Here is a 19,891-nt window from a genome sequence, read left to right as displayed (position 1 = left end):
CCTCGGCGACGCTGAGGTCGATGATCAAGCCCGACGGGTCGGACGCCAAGCCAACGCTCAGCGACCGCTCAGAGTAACGTTCCGTGATGATTGCACTGATTGCCACCATTTCTCTTGGCCCGGTACATAGCCATGTCCGCCGCGGATATCAGGCTGTCCATGGCCTCGTCGAAGTCGCCTCTCGCCAGTGCGTCCAATTTCATACACGCCGTACCCACGCTGGCCGTTGTCGGTATCGGCAGTTCGTCGATCGCGGTGCAGATGTGCTGACAGATCAGAACATCGCGGTGTGATGACACAAGATCGGCAATCAGAAACTCTTCGCCCCCGATGCGCGCCACCACAGCTGTCGAGGCGGCGGAGGCGCGCAACGCGTCCGCGACAGCGATAAGGGCTCGGTCACCGGCGGCATGTCCGAGAGAGTCATTCAGAGATTTGAATCCATCGAGGTCGATCAGCCCTACCAACAGGTACCCGTCACCGGCCGCATCGTGGCGCTGTGCGACCTCGGCGGACACCTGACGTCGAAACGCGCGCCGATTCAGCAGTCCGGTCAGTGGGTCGAGATTGGCTACCGTCAAGTCGCCCTTGACCGTCCGCAACAGACCGTGAATGGCAAGCGTTATCGCGATGTTTGCCTGCAGCACCAGGAACAGGTCCACGATTGCGAGCGCGGCACGGCCCTCGCCGGCGAGTTCCACCGCGCGAGTAGCTGCCACCGCGACAACGACGACGAGCGTCCCGCGGATCACCGGAGCGGCATGAAAGAACGCCACGTACCCAGCGATGGTGGTGAACGCGATGCAACCCAGCAGCGCAGCCAAGGGGTCGGGGTAGGCCAAGCATGCCAATGCAATCGACGCGGTGGTGATGGCAGCAAACGCCGCAGACTGTCTCCGAGACGGCCAGCGCCACAGCCACAGCAGTGTTCCCGCGACGCCACCACCGACAGCCAACCACATCATTGTCTGTGCGGGTTGAGTGCGCGGTCCGCCCGATCCGAAGAGCAGGACCAGCAATGCCACACTCATCGCCGTCGCAGTTGCAGCAACAAAGAGACGAGTTAACGACAGTGCGTTTCGCGCTTCCAGAAAGTCAGTAACCCACTCGAAGTGCTCAAGCTGTCGCCCTCGCCACATCACTCACCGTCCACACTGACCAAGTGGTCTGCCCTCGCACTCCCACGCCGCTGATGGTCTCGAGAACGCGACGAGGCCTCGAAGGCTAATGAGAAACTGGCGCCAAATGGGTTGATTGACAAAACATCCGGCACACGGGTGATGCGGCGGCACAGACTACCCGTGTGTTGGCAGACGATGCTGCGCCGAGCAGACGACTCACAGCTGGACCAACTGCCCAGTCCGGCGAGTCAGCGGCCCGACGGGGCCGACCATTCCCGACCCTATTCGGCAGCCTTCTGACGCGCCTCTGCCGCCCCAGCCGCAGCCCGCGCGGCTTCAGCCTCGGCTTCTTTCTTCGCGACGTCGCGTTGCGCCTCGGCCTTGTCTTGCTGGGCGCGACCTTCTTCCCGGAGATCGTCCTGGTCGGTGACGATGCCGGCCACTTCCTTCGCTTTTCCCTTGACGTCCTCCACGATGCCCTTGATTCCTGACTCAGGCCCGCTGTCGCGTTCGCTCATGTGGCTGGTTCCCTTCTGATGTTGACGGCGGTATACCCGCGACACAGCGGTCGCAATCCACCCAGTTGGACAGCGGACGGAGTACCGACGGGTTCTCCACCACCCTGTTTAATCGAAGAACATACGTCAATTGAGTCGAGTCGAAGGGCGCCGCCGATGCTGCTCGAAACGGTGTTTCATGTCGATAGCCACCGATGCGCCGGGTACAGCGTGGTTGCCAGTGCCTGAGGACCTCGACGCTGCGGCCATGGGCAGCGGCCTCTTGCCGGCTTTCCAACCGATCGTCACATTGCCGAACCAAACAGTCATCGGTTACGAGGCATTGGCTCGATGGCCGTTGCTGTCCGGAATGTCGCCAGCCCGCGTGTTCGAGCGAGCCGAACAGATGGGTGTTCTCGAGGACCTGGATCGCCTCTGCGTCCAGGGTGCGGCCTCGGGTGCGCTGAAGGGTAACTCGAGCCCGGGAATGATGTTGTTCATCAATTCGGAGCCGACCGCAGCGCACGTTCCCGGCTCAGGGACGACGGGTGCGTTGGGGCGGGCAGCGTCGAAATTCACGATTGTCTTCGAATTGACCGAACGTAGACTACTGGCCAAACCGCACACGTTACTGCGCAAAGTGAATGCTCTGCGCGCCGACGGGTTTCTCATAGCTCTCGATGATGTTGGGGCAGAGCCGGAGTCGCTTGCACTCCTGGACGTCATCTCACCTGAGATCATCAAGTTGGACTTGAGACTTATTCAACGTCAACCGGATCGAGTGCAAGCCAGGGCCTTGACCGCGATTCTGGCCCACCACGAACGCGCCGGAACCGTCATCGTGGCCGAAGGGATCGAGACAGAGGAGCATTTCGAGCAGTCGTTGGCCTACGGGGCCACCCTGGGTCAGGGTTACTGGTTCGGCCGACCCGGCGAACTGGCCACCGAGCCGCAAACCTGGTCTTGCCCACCCATCCCTACCACCTCGTCGCTTCCACGCGGCGGCTCGATCTTCGAGCTCATCGCCGACAAACTGCCCGTCCGGACTGTGCGAAAACCCACTTTGGTGGCTTTCTCCCGACACCTGGAACGACTCGCCACAGCTGCTGACACTCCTCCGATTGTGCTGACCACTGTGCAGCATGCGGGCTACTTCTTCGGAGTCACCGAACAGATGTATCGCGAACTCGGCCAACGCAGCCCACTTGTCGCCGTGTTCGGCACCGGGCTCGCCCCGAACCCGCTCCCGGCGTGCGGGGAGTACATGTCGAACCCGGCGACCCGCTCTGCCGCGAGTGGACGATTCTGACGCTGGGTCCCGATATCGCCGCCGTACTTGTCGCGCGCGAATACGATCAGGGCACAACCGGCACCCCGGAAGAGCGTCGACAATTTCAGATGACGTTGACATTCGATCGCAGCTTGGTCGCCTTGGCCGCGCGCAAGCTTCTTGGTCGCATTTCCGTAGACCCCGCCTCGCAGCAATAGCCCTAGGGGGGCGGTGTCCCACGAGGCGGCCGATGCGGCTGGGCCGACTCCGACCGGGCGCCGACCCAGCCACCCGTCGGCGCCTGCGCGGCATCAAGGACCTTCGAGGCGCGAATCGGTGGGCTGCAATAGTTCCCTTGCATCACATCACAGCCGAGATGGCTCAGTAGCCGGGCCGTATCACCGTCTTCCACCCCCTTTCCGACGCACACCAAGTCAAGCGCATGCGCCATCTCCACCATCGATTTCACCACCACCCGGGGCGCGCGCTGATGGGCGATCCCGGCGATCAACGCGCGGTCGAGTTTGAGTTCGTCAACCTCGGTGTGCATCAGCTTGGTCAGAGCGGCATGTCCGCTACCGAAGCTGTCGAGGGCGACGCGCACGTGGTGTGCTCGCAGATCGTGTATCACCCGAACGGTCCTGGAGTGGTTTTCAGCCAAGAACTCGTCGGAGGTCTCGACTGTGAGCCAGCTGAACGGAATGTCGTGGGCGTGCAGAATCGCCAGCACCCGCTGCGTGAAGCTGCTATCGGTCAATGTCGGTGCGAATACGTTGACCGCGAACTGAACTCGGTGCCCCTGATCGCGCCAGGAGGCGGCGTCTTCGGCTGCGCGTGTCACCACAAAGTCAGTCAGCGCGTCCATCAGCCCGTTGGTGCGAGCCACCGGTCGTTCCGGCCGCAGTGGCCCCAGGCTCGGATGTGACCATCGCACCAACGCCTCGACGCCGACCATCACTCCGTTCGCGCAACTGAACTTTGGTTGGTAGACGACGGTCAAGTCACCGTGCTCGAGTGCGCGAGAGAGATCGACGGACAAACCCGATGCGGAGGAGGCGGCGTGGCTACTGCGCAGCCGGGTGAAGTCGCCCTCGTCGGGCTCAATGAAACCCATGTCAGCGGAGTACGTCTGCACTCCACCGACCTGCCCGCGTTTCGCCGCATACATTGCAACATCCGCATGACGTAACACGGTGTCTGCGATGGCATCAGGACTTGCGCCCGCTGAGTCGCTGACGCCCACGCCAATGCTCGGGAGCAGCGTCCAGGGCTGCCGTTCCAGATAGAAGGGGGCTTCGAATGCCCGTCGAATCCGTCGGGCAACGGCGACAGGTGGCTCCGGACCGTCTTGGAGCAGCACCGCGAACTCGTCACCTCCCAGGCGTGCCACGGTGTCGGTGGCGCGTACACACGCCACGATGCGCTGGGCGACCGCGACCAGCACTGCATCTCCAGCGGCGTGGCCGAGAGAATCATTGACGAGTTTGAAGTCGTCCAGGTCCAAGCACAGCACCGCGACACGGCTGCCATCAATGCGTTGTTGCGCTATGGCCTCGTGCAGACGGCGGTGCAGCAAGACGCGGTTCGCCAACCCGGTCAGCGGGTCATGGAGGGCCTGTTGGGCCATGATCGCCAGCAGACGGCGATTTTCGCTCAGCACCAAGAACTGTCGGATCAACACCGCGGCTATCAAGACCGCGACGGCAACAAAGGCGGGCACGTCGTTCGGTCCATCGACACTGGCGCCCAAACCGACACCAATGGCCAACGGCAGCAAGAGATAGGGAAGCCACAGCGCCGTCGACGACGGCGCCGCCGCCGGGCTGTGCAAAAGAGTTGGTGCGCGCCATGCCGAGAGTGCCGCCAGTGCCATCAGCACCAAGCCGGCGGCATAGCCGATGTCGATGGGATTACCGGAGGCGTAGTCGCTATCGGCGATCAAGTACACAAAGGCACTGTCGGACACGGCCATTGAGGCCAGGCCGGCGGTCAACAAGAGCATAGCGGTCCGTTGCGCAGCCTGTGCACGAGCCAGCACCAATGTCGCCGTGGTCAACAGCGCCAGATCTGACAGCGGATAAGCCAACGAGACGACGAACGTCCATACAGACTCGGCGCTGGCTCGGAACACCGTTCCCAAGCCCAAGGCCCAGGACAGCACAAAAAGCGAACCCGCGACCAGAACACCGTCCAGGAAGATGCGCGCCCGCGACTGGCCCGTGTACCCGACCGGGAATGAGACCAAGGCGACGCACGCGGCGATCGGAAAGGCAAGATATCCGGCGTCCGCCGGTCCCGGAAACGGCACCGCCACGTGCAGAACCAACTCATGAAAGGTCCAGATCGCATCGCCGATCACCCAACACGCCAAACCCACCGCCAAGGCCGTCCAGCCACGGCGTTGACGCCCCATGCTCGACCTCGCTGCCAGCACGGTGCAGCACAAGGCAACCGTGCCGAACAAGAGCGAACCAAGGTTGCTGACCGCCTGTACTGCAGTTGGCCCACCCCAGCCGGCAAGAAGCCACGCCGAGAACACCACCAGCGCCACCGCCGCCGAGATCCCCGATTTCCTCAATTCGGCTCCTCGATGCCAGCACGCGCGCCACCGGCCAGCGCGTCGATGAATTCATAGAGTAGAAGAAAGGTCGCGAGCACGAGGCGCAAAGGAAGTGTGATTGAACCCGCGAGCCCTGCGCCCCGGCGACCATCACCAGCGGGACCGGCTACCAAATATGACGTGACAATGACGTAATCGAGAGAATGCCCGGCGACATGCGTGCGCACGAACTGGCGCATTCGACGTCAGTTCGCCGGATACGGGTAGTCGACGTCTGCGTGGATCGTGAGGCGCTTGAAAAGCCACTTCCCGTCACTGCGCGCCAACTCGGCGAAGTGTCGCCCCAGTCCGCGGAAGTGTCCCGGTTGTCCAGCGCGGACGCCCCACGCCGAGACGACCGAGGGGGCATGGTTCAACTCGAAGGTGCCGTGCCGGAACAGGGCCGCCATAGCGACGGTATCTCGCTGATCCAGCAACTCGATGAACCGATGTTCCAGATTGGCGATCTCCTGATAGGAGTTGAGACCGCCGATTCCCGGTGACTCACCGCCGGACTGTGTACTCACACGTGACTCCTCTACACCGTCGGTGGGATCGGAATCCGACTGAACCTGTTGCCAGTAAGTCGAACACAGGGACTGCCACCAGTTCTCCAATCCGAGGCGATTTGCCAGCTGTCAGTTTGACTGTCGAGCGAGAACGCGGCCAGCGCGACGAAGACAGTCAGTCTGCGCTCGGGGTCGCTCAGAATCGGCCCCGTCACCGATTCGATACGGGATATCTTGCGCAAAGCCGGGTACACCCACGCCGACTTCGTCCCCGACGAGATCATCGACCGCTTCTGCCTGCTGGGCGCACCCGATGAGCACGTGACCCGGCTGCAGGAACTCCGCGATCTCGAAGTCGACCAGTTCGCCGCCTATCTGCAGCACGACAGCATCGATGCGACACTGGCAGCCTACGGCGACCGCGTGACACCGACACTGTAGCCCCAGTTGTCAGCACGCCTATGACCACCATACGAAGTCGAATCGGAGCACCATGACCACGGTACGAATCCCACCGAATCGCTTGGCCGACAATTGGTTCCTCGAAGATTTCACCACCATGTCGGGATTCGGCGCCACCCCGGCCGGCGGGGTCGAACGCCAAGCCGGCACCGCCGGCGACGGACAGACCCGACAGTGGCTGGCGCAGTGGTTGTCTTCCAGGGGTTTTCGAGTCGCCTACGACCGGATAGGCAACCAGTTCGGTCTGTGCGAGCTCGCGCCTGGTGCCCCTTACGTCTTGGTGGGCTCACATCTGGACAGTCAGCCACGGGGTGGCCGCTTCGACGGCGCCTATGGTGTGCTGGCCGCCGCGCATGCTGTGGACCGGTTGCAACGCCACTACACCGAGCAGCCCGACGGCGCGTGGGTGAACCTCGCAGTGGTGAACTGGTTCAACGAGGAAGGCTCTCGGTTCAAACCGTCGATGCAGGGCAGCGGGGTGTTCACCGGCAAGATCGATCTCGCCGCGGCGCTGTCTACCGCCGACACCGCCGGGGTCACTGTCCGGGAAGCCTTGGACGCCCTCGGAATGCGGGGCCAGACCGATGTTTTCGAGGCCGGTTCCCATCACTCTCCTGGCGGACTGAGCGTGTGCGGCTATGCCGAGATCCACATCGAACAGGGCCGAGAACTCGACAAGGCGGGCATTCGACTCGGTGTCGTGCCGGCCACCTGGGCGGCCAACAAATACGAGATCGCCGTGGTCGGGGCACAAGCGCACACTGGCGCAACGGCTATCGCCGACCGCCAAGACGCACTCCTGGGCGCTGCCAAGATCATCGTGGCGCTGCGGGACATCGCCGACCAGCACGGCGAACACTTGCACACCTCGTGCGGTCAGCTGACGGTATACCCGAACTCACCGGTGGTGGTGGCCCGCGAGGTGCACATGCACCTGGACCTGAGATCGCCCGACGATGCGTTGTTGGCGGCCGCCGACGAACAGCTGCGGCGGGCCTGCGCCGAAATCGAGGTGGCTGCCGACGTGCGCATCGAACGGCGCTTCGCCCACACCTGGAAGGGGCACACCTATCAGCCCGAGGGCGTGGCACTGGCCGAAGCCGCCATCGACGACCTGGGCCTGAGCCACATGCAAGTGCTGACCCGTGCCGGACACGACTCGACCAACATGAAGGACCTGGTGCCCACGGTCATGCTCTTCATCCCCAGTGTGGACGGGGTGTCGCATGCGGAAGCCGAGTACACCCACGATGCCGACCTGACGGCCGGGGTGGACGTGCTCACCGAAGTGGTGGCGCGGATGGCCGAGAGCCCGCGCGCCTGAACCGACCTCAAGTCAAGGCCAGGAACCCGCCGAAAGGGAAAGCCGACCACGCGGGTACCGGCGCACCCTCAACAGGTTGCACGACCGATTGGCTGGATGCCTGCCTGAGCGCTTCCGGCACGTTTCGGCGTGGAAACCGTGCTTGACAGTGAATTTTGGACTCGATACGGTCGCTACAACCGAAAACAACCATTTGATAGTATTTGGTTGCCCGGTTTGGACCACTTCCACCCGATAGTTCGAAGTTTGTCCGGAGGTCCGGCGTCCGCGTCCAGGAGCCGCCGGCCGAGCAACGCCGTCGGCACATCTACGAGAGGGTATCCCCTGATGATCGATCGCCGTCTCGACTCGTCGCCGTTGCCCGTCGAGGTCATTGCACTCAATTCCTTGTCTTCGAGTGACCAGTCAGCGCTGGACGCAGAGACACGTAGCCTCGTCGAACGTCGGGATCGGGTGATGGGCCCTGCATACCGACTGTCGTATTCGGTACCCTTCCAACCGGCACGGGCTCAGGGCACCAAGATCATCGACGTCCACGGCGACGAATACCTCGATGCCTACAACAATGTCGCTAGTGTTGGGCACAACCATCCCCGTGTAGTGGATGCCGTAGCCCGTCAGTTGCGCATGATCAACACCAATACCCGGTACTTGCAGCGCGACATCATCGAGTACGCCGAAAATTTGGTCTCAACGCATGACTCAGCTTTGGAGACCGTCATGTTCACCTGCACCGGCTCGGAGGCCAACGATCTGGCTGCCCGCATGGCTCGTCAAGCCACTGGCGGCACCGGCATTATCGTCACCGAGTACGCGTATCACGGTTGCACCCGCGACGTTGCGTCGTGGTCTCCGTCGTCGGGTGTGGGCACCATCCTCGGTCCCGAGGTGCGTACAGTACCCGCGCCGGACACCTTCCGCCGTACAGATCATGGGCTGGCCGAATGGTTCACCGCACAAGTCCAACGCCAGATCGACGACCTGCGCCGTCACGGCGTCAAGGTTGCCGCTCTTGTCGCCGACAGCCTCTTCTCCTCGGATGGCATCTACCCCGACTCCGGCGTACTCGGGCCGGCTGTCAAAGCTGTGCACCAAGCCGGAGGTCTGTTCATCAGCGACGAGGTACAGACGGGGTTCGGCCGCACCGGGGCAGCGATGTGGGGATACCAGCGCAGTAACGTGGTCCCCGACATCATCACGATGGGGAAACCGATGGGCAACGGTATGCCTATCGGTGGCGTCGTCTGCCGACGGCCGGTGGTCGAGTCTTTCGGCGACAATGTGGCGTACTTCAACACTTTTGGCGGGGAAAATGCACCTGTTGCAGCCGCCCGAGCCGTCCTCGAAGTCATCCGCGACGAAAATCTGATCGCCAATGCCCAAGACAAGGGCACACAGCTTCTGCACGGCATGCGTCGCATCATCGCTGACAGCGGGGTCCAGGCCGACGTCCGTGGCGCCGGGATGTACATGGGTGTCGAGTTTGTCGGCGACCTTGAAACCAAGACCCCGGATCCGCAAACGGCCTCCGCTTTTGTCAACGAACTACGTCACCGCAAGGTGATCACCAGCATGGCGGGGCAGTTCGGCAATGTCATCAAAGTGCGTCCACCGTTGGTTTTCGACCAATCCGATGTCGACCGATATCTGACCGAATTCGAGTTTGTCGCCAGGACCATCTCCACATCGCGGCCGGCCAACAGTGCTGGTGGCTACCTGCGTGAGGACCTCCGGCGATTCGTCAAGGAAGAGCTTCTCGGACTCATCGGTGACAAGAACCTGGTCTAGAACCGCGATCGGGTATGGAGCTGCGTGCGGTGGCACCGCACACAGCATGACCCCCCTGATGGTCCTCGCCCCGAAGTCGTCGTGGCCGCGGGTCAAGTTGCCGCTGACCGATTGCCAGGGGGACCACCACTCGTCGTCAACCAATTACTAATGGTTGGCGTTGCCTGTATCGAACCACCGGCCCCAGCGACCACGGACTACCAAACAATGATCCTCAGCGGACGCAGCTGAGGACTTCCTCTGCTCTGCGCAGTGCGGAGATCTCAGTGTGTAACCTCCTCATCTCTGAGTAACTCGCGCAGAAACATGCTGGAAATAACCATGATTCGTGTCTTGATCACGCGCTATGGCACCAGCGTGCGCAGTTCCTGACTGCCTTCCGATTCGGGACACGGGCGCACCACGCCACTGCCGGGTACGGCGCGGCCCTACCGTGCGGGGCGGTGCATGGAGTCTTGATCAGAGCTTTGACTCCCAATTACACAGTGTCCCTTGACACAGTTCACTTCGACCATTCAGGATAAGGTCGTCATTTGGTTGTCAATGGGTTGGCTGACCACGATTGAGAGTAGGGAGAACCGACATGGCTGATGCGAAGGACCCCCAGGGGGTGACCTACCGCCATGCTGAGCAGGGATATTTCGAGAAGCGGCAACTCCGGCGATATGCCGGCGTAGGTACTCTGTGGGGCCTGGCAATAGCCACGGTGATCTCCGGGAACTTTTTTGGCTGGAACTTCGGCCTCACTGCAGGCGGTTTCGGCGGCATGCTCGTCGCCGTGCTGGTCGCCTTCGCCCTGTACATGACGCTCACCATGTGTGTGGCCGAGATGTCTGCGGCAATGCCACACACCGGCGGTGCGTACAGCTTCGGACGCTCGGCCATGGGTCCATGGGGTGGGTTCATCACTGGAGTCGCCGAGACCATCGTCTACGTGGGCGCCTCCGCCACCGTGGCCGTGGGAATCGGCGGCTACATGGGCGGCATTGCCGAGTCCACCATCGGACTCGAACTGCCGCAGCCGGTGTGGTGGCTGATCTTCTACGGACTCTTCGTGTTGATCAACATCGCCGGTGTGGAACAAGCCATGCGATTCGCCCTGGCAATGGCCCTCTTGTCCCTTGCAGTCCTGGTGGTGTTCTGGATCGGCGCATTGCCACACTTCGACCTTCAGAACGCCCTCAACGTCACCGTCCAACCCGGAGGCAACGCCTGGTTCCCCAGCGGCGTCGAAGGTGTCTTCTTCGCAATCCCTTTCGCCGCATGGCTTTTCCTGGCCATCGAGAGCCTGCCGCTGACTGCCGAGGAGTCCAATGTGCCGGGCCGGGCGATTCCCAGGGCGACGATGCTGGGAATGCTCACGCTGACCGTAATGGCGTTCCTCACGGTCATTTTGAGCGCGGGAACCGCACCAGGTGCCGCAGTGGTGGGCGAATCAGCTGAGCCCCTCAACGAGGGTTTCACTACGATCTTCGGGTCCATAGCCGCACCGGTGTTGGCTCTGCTGGCCGTGGTTGGTCTGATCTCGAGCTTCCACGGCGTCATCTTCGCCTACGGCCGTAACATCTACTCCCTGTCTCGTGCCGGTTACTACCCCACCGTGTTGTCGGTGACGCATGGCAAGCGACACACTCCGCACGCGGGCTTGATCGCCGGCTCCGTGGTCGGCTACGGACTGGCCGCCCTCCTCTACTACTTCGGCAGTGGGTCGGTTGGCGCTGCACTGCTGTCGATGTCGGTTTTCGGAGCCGTAATTGCCTATGTGATGCAAGCAGTTTCGTTCATCATCCTGCGACGGTCCATGCCTGATGTGGACCGGCCCTTCGTGAGCCGGCTCGGAACCCCCGGTGCCATCATCTCGTGCATCCTGTCCCTCGTCATGGGCGTGGCACTGTTCTGGAACCCAGCCAACCGTGCCGGTGTCGTCGGCATCGCCATTGCCTATCTGCTGGCGATCCTGTACTTCGCACTGGTGGGCAGGAAGCGGCTGGTCCTGTCGCCGGAAGAGCAGTACGCAATGACCCGCGGCCGCGTCGATCACGACGCCGCCAAAGTCGAACGGGCACTGCATATCGACAGGGACAGCGAACCGGATCGAAACCCGCCGGTCGGCGAATCGACATCCTGACAGCTTCCACCAGAACATCTGGTGAGCGGCGTCGGCGCGGATCGTCGAGAAGGCTGACTTACCCGGCCAACCGCGCTGACGCCCACACATTCCCCCCTACGAGCGCACCTATGACAGAAGGAGTCGCGACCAATGGCCCACCAGTACGGGTTGTTTCAGTATGAGTCGAAGGCCGAGGTCCTCGACAAATCAGCCGAGTACTGGAACCCCGCCAAGACACAATTCTGGGTGGACTCGAATGTCGACCTGGTGATCGACAGGCGCGAGGGATACTTCCTCCACGACATGTCTGGCAAGCGCCTGATCGACATGCACCTCAATGGCGGGACGTACAACCTCGGACATCGCAATCCCGAAATCGTTGGCGCCGTCCGTGACGCACTCGAACATTTCGACGTCGGCAACCACCACTTCCCCGCACTCGCGCGAACCGCGTGCGCGGAAGCCCTACTGGCTTCGGCACCAACCGGATTGTCGAAGGTGATGTTTGGCAGTGGTGGAGGCGAGGCCGTCGACATCGCCCTGAAATCTGCCAGGCACGCTACCCAACGGCGCAAGATCGTCTCCATCGAGCGCGCATACCACGGTCACACCGGACTCGCCGTGGCAACCGGCGACCGCCGATTCTCCGAACTGTTCCTCTCCGATCAGCCCCACGACTTCGTCCAGGTACCCTTCAACGACATCGAGGCGATGCAGCGGGTGTTGCGGGCCGGAGACGTCGCGGCCGTCATCCTGGAGACCGTCCCGGCAACATACGGCTTTCCCCTACCACTGCCTGACTACCTCCGCACGGTGAAAAAACTGTGCGAGCAGCACGGGTCGCTGTACATTGCCGATGAAGTCCAGACCGGCCTCATGCGCACAGGGGAAATGTGGGCCATCCAGCGCGAGAACTTCGTGCCCGACATGATCGTGACAGGTAAAGGCCTAGGCGGAGGGCTCTACCCCCTCGGTGCCGTGATCGCCAACGAGACCAGCTCCAAATGGCTGCACGAAGATGGATTCGGCCACATGTCGACCTTCGGCGGTGCCGAACTAGGCTGCGTCGCAGCCCTGTCGGTGCTCAACATCCTCAACCGTCCCGAGACACGCACCACCACGCATTACATTGCTGAAGCCTTCCGCAGGGGGCTCGCCGACATCCAAGCCGACTTCCCCGAATTCGTCGTGGGAGTCCGACAGCTCGGATTGGTGATCGGTCTGGAGTTTGCCCATCCCAGAGGAGGCAACGCCGTGATGGAAACCCTGTACCGCAACGGCATCTGGGCCATTTTCGCCACCCTGGACAACAGCGTGCTCCAGCTCAAGCCCGGGGTGCTGTACGACCCGGCACTCACCGAAGAGGTGCTGTCCCGACTCCACACCGCGGTCAGCGAGGCCAATGACGAGTTCACCAAGACACACCGGAAGGCGAGCTAGTGGAAGACCGGACCCCGTTACTGCAGCTGGCCGCGGCGCAGGCCAAGCTGGACCAAGCACGTTGGGCATCAACGCTTTTTGATCAGTATAACTTTGCTACTGTACAGAAGATCGTCAATGCCGTCGCCGAGGCCGGTTACCAGAACGCCCGCAGGTTCGCCGAGATGTCGGTCGACGAATGCGGCTTCGGCGTGGTGGACGACAAAGAGGCCAAGAACCGCACTGCCTCCCGAGGATTCATCCACGAGTACGGCAGCCGGGACCTTTGCACCACCCAGATCGACATCGAGGGCCGACAGGTCCGCTTCCCCGACCGGCCGGGGTGATCTTCGCCGTGACCCCTTCGACCAGCCCGGTGGCAGCCCTGTACTTCAAAGTGCTTTCCGCGATGCTCACCCGTAACGCGGTGGTCATCAGTCCCCACCCGGCGGTACGCCGGACCTGCGTGGAAGCGGCCAATGTTCTGGCTGTGGCGGCAGTGGAAGCCGGTGCGCCGCAAGGGGCCATCCAAGTGATCGAGAGACCGACCGTCCCCTTGATCGAGAACCTGATGGGCGACTCGAGAGTCAACCTCATCCTGGCCACCGGCGGAGGCGCAGTCGTCAGCGCGGCCTATCACTCCGGGACACCCGCAATCGGAGTCGGACCGGGGAATCCGCCGGTGCTGGTGGATGCGACTGCGGATGTTCCGCAAGCTGCATCCGACATCATCGAATCGAAGTCGTTCGACAACTCCGTGCTCTGTACCGCCGAATCGCTGTTGCTGGCTGTCGACTCGATCGCTGATCGTCTCGAAGCAGAACTGGTCAGGAACGGCGGTTACATCTGCACCCCGGATGAGACCGAGAAGATTCGGGCTTATGTCTACCCTGGTGGCCGCTTCAACACCAAGGTTGTCGGGCGTTCCGCGGCTGCCATTGCCGAGAGCGCCGGCTTCCGAGTGGGCACCCGGGTGAAAGTACTGATCACACCGATCCAAAGCGTGGTCGACGAAGAACCTCTGACGCACGAAAAGCTCTCCCCCATCCTGGCGATGCTGCGGGTCCCAGATGTGGCTCGGGCAATCCGGGATGCACGTTCGCTGCTACGCATCGCGGGCACAGGTCACTCCGCGGTGATCCACAGCAACAACCCGAACGTTATCCTGGAGTACTCGAAAGCGCTTTCCGCACACCGGATCTCCGTCAACGTGCCCGGCAGCAAGGGAAACGCCGGGATGGGCACCACGCTGCCGATGTCGCTGTCCGTCGGGACCGGCTTCCGTGGCGGAAGCTCGACAGGTGACAATCTCACCCCCGATCACCTGGTGCAGTGGAGCGTGACCGCCTTCAGCCAGAGCACCGCTGTCCGCCTGCCCGATTTCGACGACGCGCTACGCGCCACGGTCACCAATCACCAACTTGCCGCTCCCGCCTACCCGGTGCCGTCGAACCTGGGCGAGACGGCGACAAAGCCCACCCACCCTGCTACCCGCACCGAATCCCACCCCACCACAATCGAGAAAGCGGAACTGCGAGATGAACTTCGCGCGATTGTGTTCGAAGAGCTTCGAAACCTGATTGGTACACGCTGATGGCCGACCTCCGCTCCTTCATCTTCATCGACAAGCTGCAGCCGCAAACGATGTGCTACCTCGGCACCATTGTCCGTGGCAGCCTGCCACGAACCAACATGGCAGCTCAGATCATCGAGATCGCACCCGGTCTGGACATCGAACCGCTCACCGATGTGGCACTCAAACACTCCGAGGTCCGCGCCGGCATGCTCGTCGTCGAGCGGCAGTTCGGATACCTCGAAATTCACTCGCACTCACCTGAATCCGTGCGTCAAGCCGGTGCCGCAGTACTGGCCGAACTCGGTGTCACCGAACAAGACGCCCGCAAACCGGAAGTCTTGGCATCGCGGTTGGTGACCAACATCGACCAGGAACACGCCTTCCTGATCAATCGCAACAAGTCCGGATCGATGATCCTGCCGGGTGAATCCCTCTTCGTGATGGAGATGCAGCCGTCGTCCTACGCGATCCTGGTCACCAACGAGGCCGAGAAGGCCAGCCAGATCAAAGTGGTGGACTACCGCATGATGGGCGCGACCGGGCGGGTGTACCTGTCCGGCCCACATGACGCCGTCCGCGCCGCCGCCGACGCCGCGGAAGCGCTGCTGGAAGGTCTGTCATGACAGCCCAACCAGGTGCCCAAGAACTCAGGGCCATGATTCGTGAACTCATCATCGAGTCACTTCCTGCTGCGGCCGAACCGGAGCAAAGCTCCCCGACAGTTCCGGAGTTCCGCACCGTGGTGCTGGCTACCGACGGTGATGTATCCAACTTCGTACACACCATCATCACGATGCTCGATGATCCACTCCAGTCGCAGCGACTCCGCCGCGGCACCATCTCTTTCCGTCTGAGTCAGACATCGCCGGACGCCCAACGCCCGCTCTCCGCTGCGGCATCAGTCGACAGCTCTGCGGCGGTCCGCGTCGAGCGCGGTGCGGTCACCGAAAAGATCGTCACGGCCGCAGCGGCGGACAACCGAGCCATCGTGGTGTCACCACGAGCAGTTCTGACACCGCTGGCCCGTGAGAAGGCTCGGAAACTGGGCGTCGACATCGTAAGGGAGACCTGATGCTCGTCGCCACTGTGGTGGGCCCGGTCTGGGCGACCAAACGTGTGGACCCTTTTCCGCCCGTTGCACTCTTGGAAGTGCAGTGCGCCGGATCGGGGAAACGCCTGGTGGCTGTGGACACCCTCGGCAGCGGACCCGGCGACCGCGTTCTCGTCACACAGGGATCAGCAGTGGCACAACATTTTTCAGGTAAGGCACCGCTGGATGCCATGATCGTCGGGGTTATCGACGAACCTCCAGCCGGCTCCGGCACCTCTGCCGAAGCCATTCCACCGCAGTAGATTACGAAAGGGCGATAGCAATGAGCAATGCAATCGGAATGATCGAGACCCGTGGGTACGTGGCTTCACTGGCCGCCGCCGACGCCATGGTGAAGGCCGCCAACGTGACACTGGTCGGTCGTCAAGAGGTCGGCGATGGTTTGGTGGCAATCGTCATCCAGGGTGACGTCGGCGCAGTGAAAGCGGCCACTGAAGCGGGCGCCGAAACCGCCTCGTCCATCGGCGAACTGGTGTCTGTTCACGTGATCCCCCGGCCCCACCAGGATCTCGGCAAGTACTTCTCGGTAAGCGGCAACGACTGATGACAGCCCAGCCCAAAGAGATCGCCACCAAGCCTGCGGCGGACGTGAAGTCCGTCGCAGACAAACCGACGTCGAATGGCGCCAGCGGCTCCGTGCATCGCACCGAGTTGCGGGTGTACCTACCCATCGACGGCCTGCAGAGCCAATTCGCCGCCTACCTCGCAACGCCGACGCGTGCACGCGGTTATCCTCCGCAACGAGGCGACTTCGCGTTGATCGTCGAGATTGCACCGGCCTTGGCTATTCACCGCGTCATCGACGTGGCACTACGCGCCGCCCCCGAGGTGGACCCCGGCCTGCTGTATGTCGAACGGCAATACGGCATTCTCGAGGTGCACAGCAAACAGGTCGAGCATGTCCGTCGGGCCGGTGAAGCCATTCTTCGTAGCATCGGTGCAGCACCAGGCGATCAGCTCAAACCCACGGTGCTTTACTACGACGTGATCGACGATATCGGGGACCAACACGCGGTGATCCAGAACCGCAACCGCGATGCATCGATGCTGTTGCCCGGCATGTCGATGCTGGTGGTCGAAATGGCACCGGCGTTGTTTGCCGCAGTAGCAGCAAACAGCGCCGAACGAGCTTCCGCCAAGTTGACTCTCGTCGATGTTCAGATGATCGGTGCGTCGGGACGAGTCTTCATCGCGGGCCCGCCCGAGGAAGTGCGTATCGCCGGCGAGGAAATCATCGCCGTGCTCCAATCATTGGAAGGTAGGTAGGCAATGCCCGCTTTGAGCAACGATGAGATGTTTGCGCGGCTGGCCCTCGAGAGGTATGAACTACCACCCGCTGCCAAGCCGCGCCTGATCAGCACTTCGGAGAATTCCACGTTTCTGGTCGAGGACGGCGGACCGCTCGGCGTGCTGCGGGTCTACCGAAAAGACAACCAGAGTACCGACGCCGTACGCTCCGAACTCGCCTGGATCGAGTCACTGCGCGAAGACGGTGTTATCAAGACCCCAGGCATCCGGCGGACCCTTGACGGCGAACTCTTCGTCTGGGTGCAATCCGGTGACGAGGTGCGGGCATGTGCGCTGTTCGAACACGTTCCGGGCAGCGAGCCGCAGTCCGACGACTTAGCGACGTTCAGCCTGGTGGGCCGCACAGCTGCGCTGCTGCACCACCATGTCGAAAACTGGTCCAGACCATCATGGTTCACCCGGCCACGCTGGGATCTCGATGGAGTGCTGGGCGCCGATGCGGTCTGGGGTCAATGGATCGACGGCCCGGGCGTGACCGATGAGCGCGCCGAGTTGTTGCGGCGCGCCGAGGCCGAAGTGCGGCGCAATCTGCAGGACTATCGAGCCGACGATGCCCGCGGGGGTCTGGTGCATTGCGACCTGCGTGCGGCCAATCTCCTCAAGAGCGCCGACGGCGACGTCTGGGTCATCGACTTCGATGACTCAGGATTCAGTTGGTACCTGTGGGACCTCTGTAGCTCAACGACACTCATCGAGCACCAACCTGACGTCGACAAGGTTGTCACCGCCTGGCTGGCGGGATACACCGAGGTCAGGCAGCTCTCCGCCGAAGACTTCCAAGCCATCCCGCACTTGGTTTTCCTGCGCCGCCTTCATCTTCTCGCATGGTTGGGAACCCATCCCGAGGCCGACCTGGCCCATGAACTCGGAGACGACTACGCCGCCGGAACGTGCGAAGTGGCGGAGCGGTACTTGGCCGGCACCTTCCTACCCGGGATCAACAACTAATCAAGGGAATCACCGCGTCCACCAGGCACTGGCAACAGGGCTCCGTGATCTCCGCGCAAGGGCGAAGGTGGCGGAGCCCTTGGCGCAGTGCAGAATACGTCGGTTCGGTTTCGGTCAGGTTGCCGTACCCGAGTTGAGCTTCGCCGACTGCTCGACCATTTATCCAACCGAATCGGCTATGGTTGGATGACGAGTATCGGAGGTCAGCAACAATGCCAGCACGAGAGTCTTCTGGGCCAGAGCAAGAGAACAGAGACGCCGCGGTCTCCAAGTTGGCCACGGAAATTCGAACCGCTATCAGCACAGGAGCCCTTGAGCCCGGCGCTCGAATCGGTGCCGAACGGGAACTGGCCGCGCTCCATGGCGTCACGAGGTGGGTGGTGCGCAAGGCGCTGGAAGAGCTGGAGACAGACAACCTCATCATCAGAACGCACGGTCGCAGCGGCGGAGTGTTCGTCGCATCCAAGAAGCTGGTGCGCGACCTGGATCAGCTGGTCGGACTCCCCGCCTATCTGCGGGCACAAGGCCTCGAGACCGGCACCACTATTCTCGGGACAGGAGTGATCCGTCCCGACAGCGACGTAGCCAAGCGCCTCAAGATCACCGGTGACGCTCATGTCTACAAGATCGAACGCGCCCGTTTCGCCGGAGGCCTTCCGCTCAGTGTCGAGACAGTCTATGTCCCAGCTGAATTGTTCCCCGGACTTCTCGATCAGTCACTGGTGGGATCACTGTACGAACTTCTGGAATCACGGTATGCCATCAAACGTGGTGAAGCCACCGAAACCATCACCGCAGCGCCCGCTGACTCCAAACAGGCGCAGACATTGCAACTTTCACCGGGATCCCCCGTCCTCGTCGTCCAGCGGACCGCGCTCCTGGAGTCCGGCGAGCCTTTCGAAACCAGCCTGGAGTACTACCGCTTCGACCGTATGGCTATCACGGTGCACACGTCGAGCCCCGCACACATCAAACGCCAGGTCACCTGAACGTGACCGCTCGCATCGGTGCTGCCCCGAAGATACTGCTGACCAATGACGACGGATACGACGCAGGCGGACTCGCCCTGCTGGCCGAGGCATTGACACGTTCTGGATGCCAAGTCACAGTGCTCGCTCCCGACAGAAACCACAGTGGTCGAAGTCATTCTGTCCACACATCTGCTGTGCCGTTGCGTCTCACTCGCCGTGCGATCCCCCTTCCCGAGACGTCGTGGTCGTGTTCGGGTAGCCCGGTCGACTGTGTGCGCGCCGCAATCCTGGCTGATCTGTTGCCCGACTTCGATCTCGTCGTATCCGGAATAAACCACGGGGCCAATGCCGGCGACGACATCCACTACTCGGGCACAGTCGGCGCCGCCGCAGAAGCCGCGCTGCTGGGAGTGCCTGCCATAGCGGTCTCTCAACACGGATCCGAACCCGACATCCCGTTCCTGGCCAGTGCGCCCGATTCCTTCCCTCATATCGGTTATGTTGTAACACTGGTACATTGGGTTCTTCGGAACGAACTACCCACAGGCGGACTGCTCAACCTGAACCTGCCCCACTCCGATGACTCCAGTCGGGTAGTCCTGTGCTCGGTCGGTCGCCGCGACTGGACCGGCGCGCGAGTCGAGACCCGGGCGCTCACTCCCGGTCGCTATCACGCAGATATGTGGGCCGTCGAACCGGAAGCCCTGGCACAGCGGGGAAGCGACTTTGCCGAATTGTTGTGCGGCCACGCCACCATCACCGCATTGTCGGTTCTCGGCGGTCTCCACGACGCTCTGGACCTTCACCAGAAGCACTACAGCTCATTGCCTCTTGATCTCCACCTCGAGTATTCCTAATCAGGTGAAGGCGGAGTGGGC

At 62.3% G+C, this 19,891-nt stretch carries 21 protein-coding genes; 16 read left to right on the top strand and 5 right to left on the bottom strand.

Features of this window, described 5'->3' with window-relative positions; translation table 11 throughout:
* Positions 1-68 precede the first annotated feature (68 nt).
* The gene (locus tag BVC93_RS24845; protein ID WP_236950109.1) at positions 69-1,031 is read right to left on the bottom strand and encodes a GGDEF domain-containing protein; all 963 of its coding nucleotides are present in this window, start codon (positions 1,029-1,031) and stop codon (positions 69-71) included.
* 371 nt (positions 1,032-1,402) lie between these two features.
* A complete protein-coding gene (gene mbp1, locus BVC93_RS24840; protein ID WP_083739767.1) occupies positions 1,403-1,639 on the bottom strand; it encodes a microaggregate-binding protein 1 in 237 nt (78 codons plus the stop codon).
* 220 nt (positions 1,640-1,859) lie between these two features.
* Between mbp1 and BVC93_RS24835 the strand changes: the two genes are divergently transcribed.
* Positions 1,860-2,927, top strand: coding sequence for an EAL domain-containing protein (locus BVC93_RS24835; RefSeq protein WP_236950108.1), 1,068 nt, complete (start codon positions 1,860-1,862; stop codon positions 2,925-2,927).
* 181 nt (positions 2,928-3,108) lie between these two features.
* On the opposite strand, the gene BVC93_RS24830 is transcribed toward BVC93_RS24835, so the two are convergent.
* Genes BVC93_RS24830 through BVC93_RS24820 form a run of 3 tightly spaced genes read right to left on the bottom strand, consistent with a single transcriptional unit; the run spans position 3,109 to position 6,014 of the window.
* Positions 3,109-5,466: a putative bifunctional diguanylate cyclase/phosphodiesterase gene (locus tag BVC93_RS24830; protein WP_157517067.1), complete on the bottom strand. Its 2,358-nt coding sequence runs from the start codon at positions 5,464-5,466 to the stop codon at positions 3,109-3,111.
* On the bottom strand, positions 5,463-5,687 hold the full coding sequence (locus BVC93_RS24825; protein WP_083739765.1) for a hypothetical protein: 225 nt from the start codon (positions 5,685-5,687) through the stop codon (positions 5,463-5,465). Before BVC93_RS24825 ends, BVC93_RS24830 begins: the two co-directional genes overlap by 4 nt.
* Positions 5,688-5,693: 6 nt before the next feature.
* Positions 5,694-6,014 carry a hypothetical protein gene (locus BVC93_RS24820; RefSeq protein WP_157517066.1) on the bottom strand — a complete coding sequence of 107 codons (321 nt, stop codon included), beginning with the start codon at positions 6,012-6,014 and terminating at the stop codon, positions 5,694-5,696.
* Positions 6,015-6,230: 216 nt separating this feature from the next.
* Here BVC93_RS24820 and BVC93_RS24815 point away from each other — a divergent pair, with 216 nt between their 5' ends.
* The 15 genes from BVC93_RS24815 to surE all read left to right on the top strand — a co-directional run bounded on the left by BVC93_RS24815 (position 6,231) and on the right by surE (position 19,870).
* The gene (locus tag BVC93_RS24815) at positions 6,231-6,437 is read left to right on the top strand and encodes a hypothetical protein (RefSeq protein WP_083739763.1); all 207 of its coding nucleotides are present in this window, start codon (positions 6,231-6,233) and stop codon (positions 6,435-6,437) included.
* Positions 6,438-6,489: 52 nt separating this feature from the next.
* Positions 6,490-7,782 carry a M20 family metallo-hydrolase gene (locus BVC93_RS24810; protein ID WP_083739762.1) on the top strand — a complete coding sequence of 431 codons (1,293 nt, stop codon included), beginning with the start codon at positions 6,490-6,492 and terminating at the stop codon, positions 7,780-7,782.
* 456 nt (positions 7,783-8,238) lie between these two features.
* Positions 8,239-9,570 carry an aspartate aminotransferase family protein gene (locus BVC93_RS24805; RefSeq protein ID WP_236950494.1) on the top strand — a complete coding sequence of 444 codons (1,332 nt, stop codon included), beginning with the start codon at positions 8,239-8,241 and terminating at the stop codon, positions 9,568-9,570.
* A 583-nt stretch (positions 9,571-10,153) separates the two neighbouring features.
* Positions 10,154-11,698, top strand: a complete 1,545-nt coding sequence (locus BVC93_RS24800; RefSeq protein WP_083739760.1) for an amino acid permease — start codon at positions 10,154-10,156, stop codon at positions 11,696-11,698.
* A 132-nt stretch (positions 11,699-11,830) separates the two neighbouring features.
* Complete coding sequence (locus tag BVC93_RS24795; RefSeq protein WP_083739759.1) at positions 11,831-13,120, top strand: class-III pyridoxal-phosphate-dependent aminotransferase; 1,290 nt, start codon at positions 11,831-11,833, stop codon at positions 13,118-13,120.
* Positions 13,120-13,446, top strand: coding sequence for a hypothetical protein (locus tag BVC93_RS34640; protein ID WP_335583102.1), 327 nt, complete (start codon positions 13,120-13,122; stop codon positions 13,444-13,446). The genes BVC93_RS24795 and BVC93_RS34640 overlap by 1 nt, the downstream gene beginning before the upstream one ends.
* Before the next feature lie 8 nt (positions 13,447-13,454).
* Positions 13,455-14,693: an aldehyde dehydrogenase family protein gene (locus tag BVC93_RS24790; protein ID WP_335583101.1), complete on the top strand. Its 1,239-nt coding sequence runs from the start codon at positions 13,455-13,457 to the stop codon at positions 14,691-14,693.
* Positions 14,693-15,298, top strand: a complete 606-nt coding sequence (locus BVC93_RS24785; protein WP_083739758.1) for a BMC domain-containing protein — start codon at positions 14,693-14,695, stop codon at positions 15,296-15,298. Before BVC93_RS24790 ends, BVC93_RS24785 begins: the two co-directional genes overlap by 1 nt.
* Positions 15,295-15,747, top strand: coding sequence for a hypothetical protein (locus BVC93_RS24780; protein WP_083739757.1), 453 nt, complete (start codon positions 15,295-15,297; stop codon positions 15,745-15,747). Before BVC93_RS24785 ends, BVC93_RS24780 begins: the two co-directional genes overlap by 4 nt.
* Positions 15,747-16,028 carry a EutN/CcmL family microcompartment protein gene (locus BVC93_RS24775; protein WP_083739756.1) on the top strand — a complete coding sequence of 94 codons (282 nt, stop codon included), beginning with the start codon at positions 15,747-15,749 and terminating at the stop codon, positions 16,026-16,028. The genes BVC93_RS24780 and BVC93_RS24775 overlap by 1 nt, the downstream gene beginning before the upstream one ends.
* A gap of 20 nt (positions 16,029-16,048) precedes the next feature.
* Positions 16,049-16,330 (top strand): BMC domain-containing protein, encoded by a 282-nt coding sequence (locus BVC93_RS24770; protein WP_083739755.1) that lies wholly within the window; start codon positions 16,049-16,051, stop codon positions 16,328-16,330.
* A 92-nt stretch (positions 16,331-16,422) separates the two neighbouring features.
* A complete protein-coding gene (locus BVC93_RS24765) occupies positions 16,423-17,052 on the top strand; it encodes a microcompartment protein (protein ID WP_083741314.1) in 630 nt (209 codons plus the stop codon).
* A 3-nt stretch (positions 17,053-17,055) separates the two neighbouring features.
* Positions 17,056-18,042, top strand: a complete 987-nt coding sequence (locus BVC93_RS24760) for a phosphotransferase enzyme family protein (protein WP_083739754.1) — start codon at positions 17,056-17,058, stop codon at positions 18,040-18,042.
* A gap of 212 nt (positions 18,043-18,254) precedes the next feature.
* A complete protein-coding gene (locus tag BVC93_RS24755) occupies positions 18,255-19,031 on the top strand; it encodes a GntR family transcriptional regulator (RefSeq protein ID WP_083739753.1) in 777 nt (258 codons plus the stop codon).
* Positions 19,032-19,033: 2 nt separating this feature from the next.
* The gene (gene surE, locus BVC93_RS24750; RefSeq protein WP_192860095.1) at positions 19,034-19,870 is read left to right on the top strand and encodes a 5'/3'-nucleotidase SurE; all 837 of its coding nucleotides are present in this window, start codon (positions 19,034-19,036) and stop codon (positions 19,868-19,870) included.
* Positions 19,871-19,891: the final 21 nt, after the last annotated feature.

The organism is Mycobacterium sp. MS1601 (genome assembly GCF_001984215.1).
GTDB lineage: Bacteria > Actinomycetota > Actinomycetes > Mycobacteriales > Mycobacteriaceae > Mycobacterium.
Note: the sequence above shows the minus strand (reverse complement) of the source record. Positions and strands in the feature narration are given on the sequence as shown.

Bases quoted from the DNA above. Each gene is read 5' to 3' on its own strand.
- BVC93_RS24805 (WP_236950494.1), top strand. From the start codon at position 8,239: ATGGGCCCTGCATACCGACTGTCGTATTCGGTACCCTTCCAACCGGCA.
- BVC93_RS24755 (WP_083739753.1), top strand. From the start codon at position 18,255: ATGCCAGCACGAGAGTCTTCTGGGCCAGAGCAAGAGAACAGAGACGCC.
- BVC93_RS24810 (WP_083739762.1), top strand. From the start codon at position 6,490: ATGACCACGGTACGAATCCCACCGAATCGCTTGGCCGACAATTGGTTC.
- BVC93_RS24800 (WP_083739760.1), top strand. From the start codon at position 10,154: ATGGCTGATGCGAAGGACCCCCAGGGGGTGACCTACCGCCATGCTGAG.
- BVC93_RS24760 (WP_083739754.1), top strand. From the start codon at position 17,056: ATGCCCGCTTTGAGCAACGATGAGATGTTTGCGCGGCTGGCCCTCGAG.
- BVC93_RS24845 (WP_236950109.1), bottom strand. From the start codon at position 1,031: ATGAGTGTGGCATTGCTGGTCCTGCTCTTCGGATCGGGCGGACCGCGC.
- mbp1 (WP_083739767.1), bottom strand. From the start codon at position 1,639: ATGAGCGAACGCGACAGCGGGCCTGAGTCAGGAATCAAGGGCATCGTG.
- BVC93_RS24770 (WP_083739755.1), top strand. From the start codon at position 16,049: ATGAGCAATGCAATCGGAATGATCGAGACCCGTGGGTACGTGGCTTCA.
- BVC93_RS24780 (WP_083739757.1), top strand. From the start codon at position 15,295: ATGACAGCCCAACCAGGTGCCCAAGAACTCAGGGCCATGATTCGTGAA.
- BVC93_RS24825 (WP_083739765.1), bottom strand. From the start codon at position 5,687: ATGCGCCAGTTCGTGCGCACGCATGTCGCCGGGCATTCTCTCGATTAC.
- BVC93_RS24795 (WP_083739759.1), top strand. From the start codon at position 11,831: ATGGCCCACCAGTACGGGTTGTTTCAGTATGAGTCGAAGGCCGAGGTC.
- BVC93_RS24785 (WP_083739758.1), top strand. From the start codon at position 14,693: ATGGCCGACCTCCGCTCCTTCATCTTCATCGACAAGCTGCAGCCGCAA.
- BVC93_RS24775 (WP_083739756.1), top strand. From the start codon at position 15,747: ATGCTCGTCGCCACTGTGGTGGGCCCGGTCTGGGCGACCAAACGTGTG.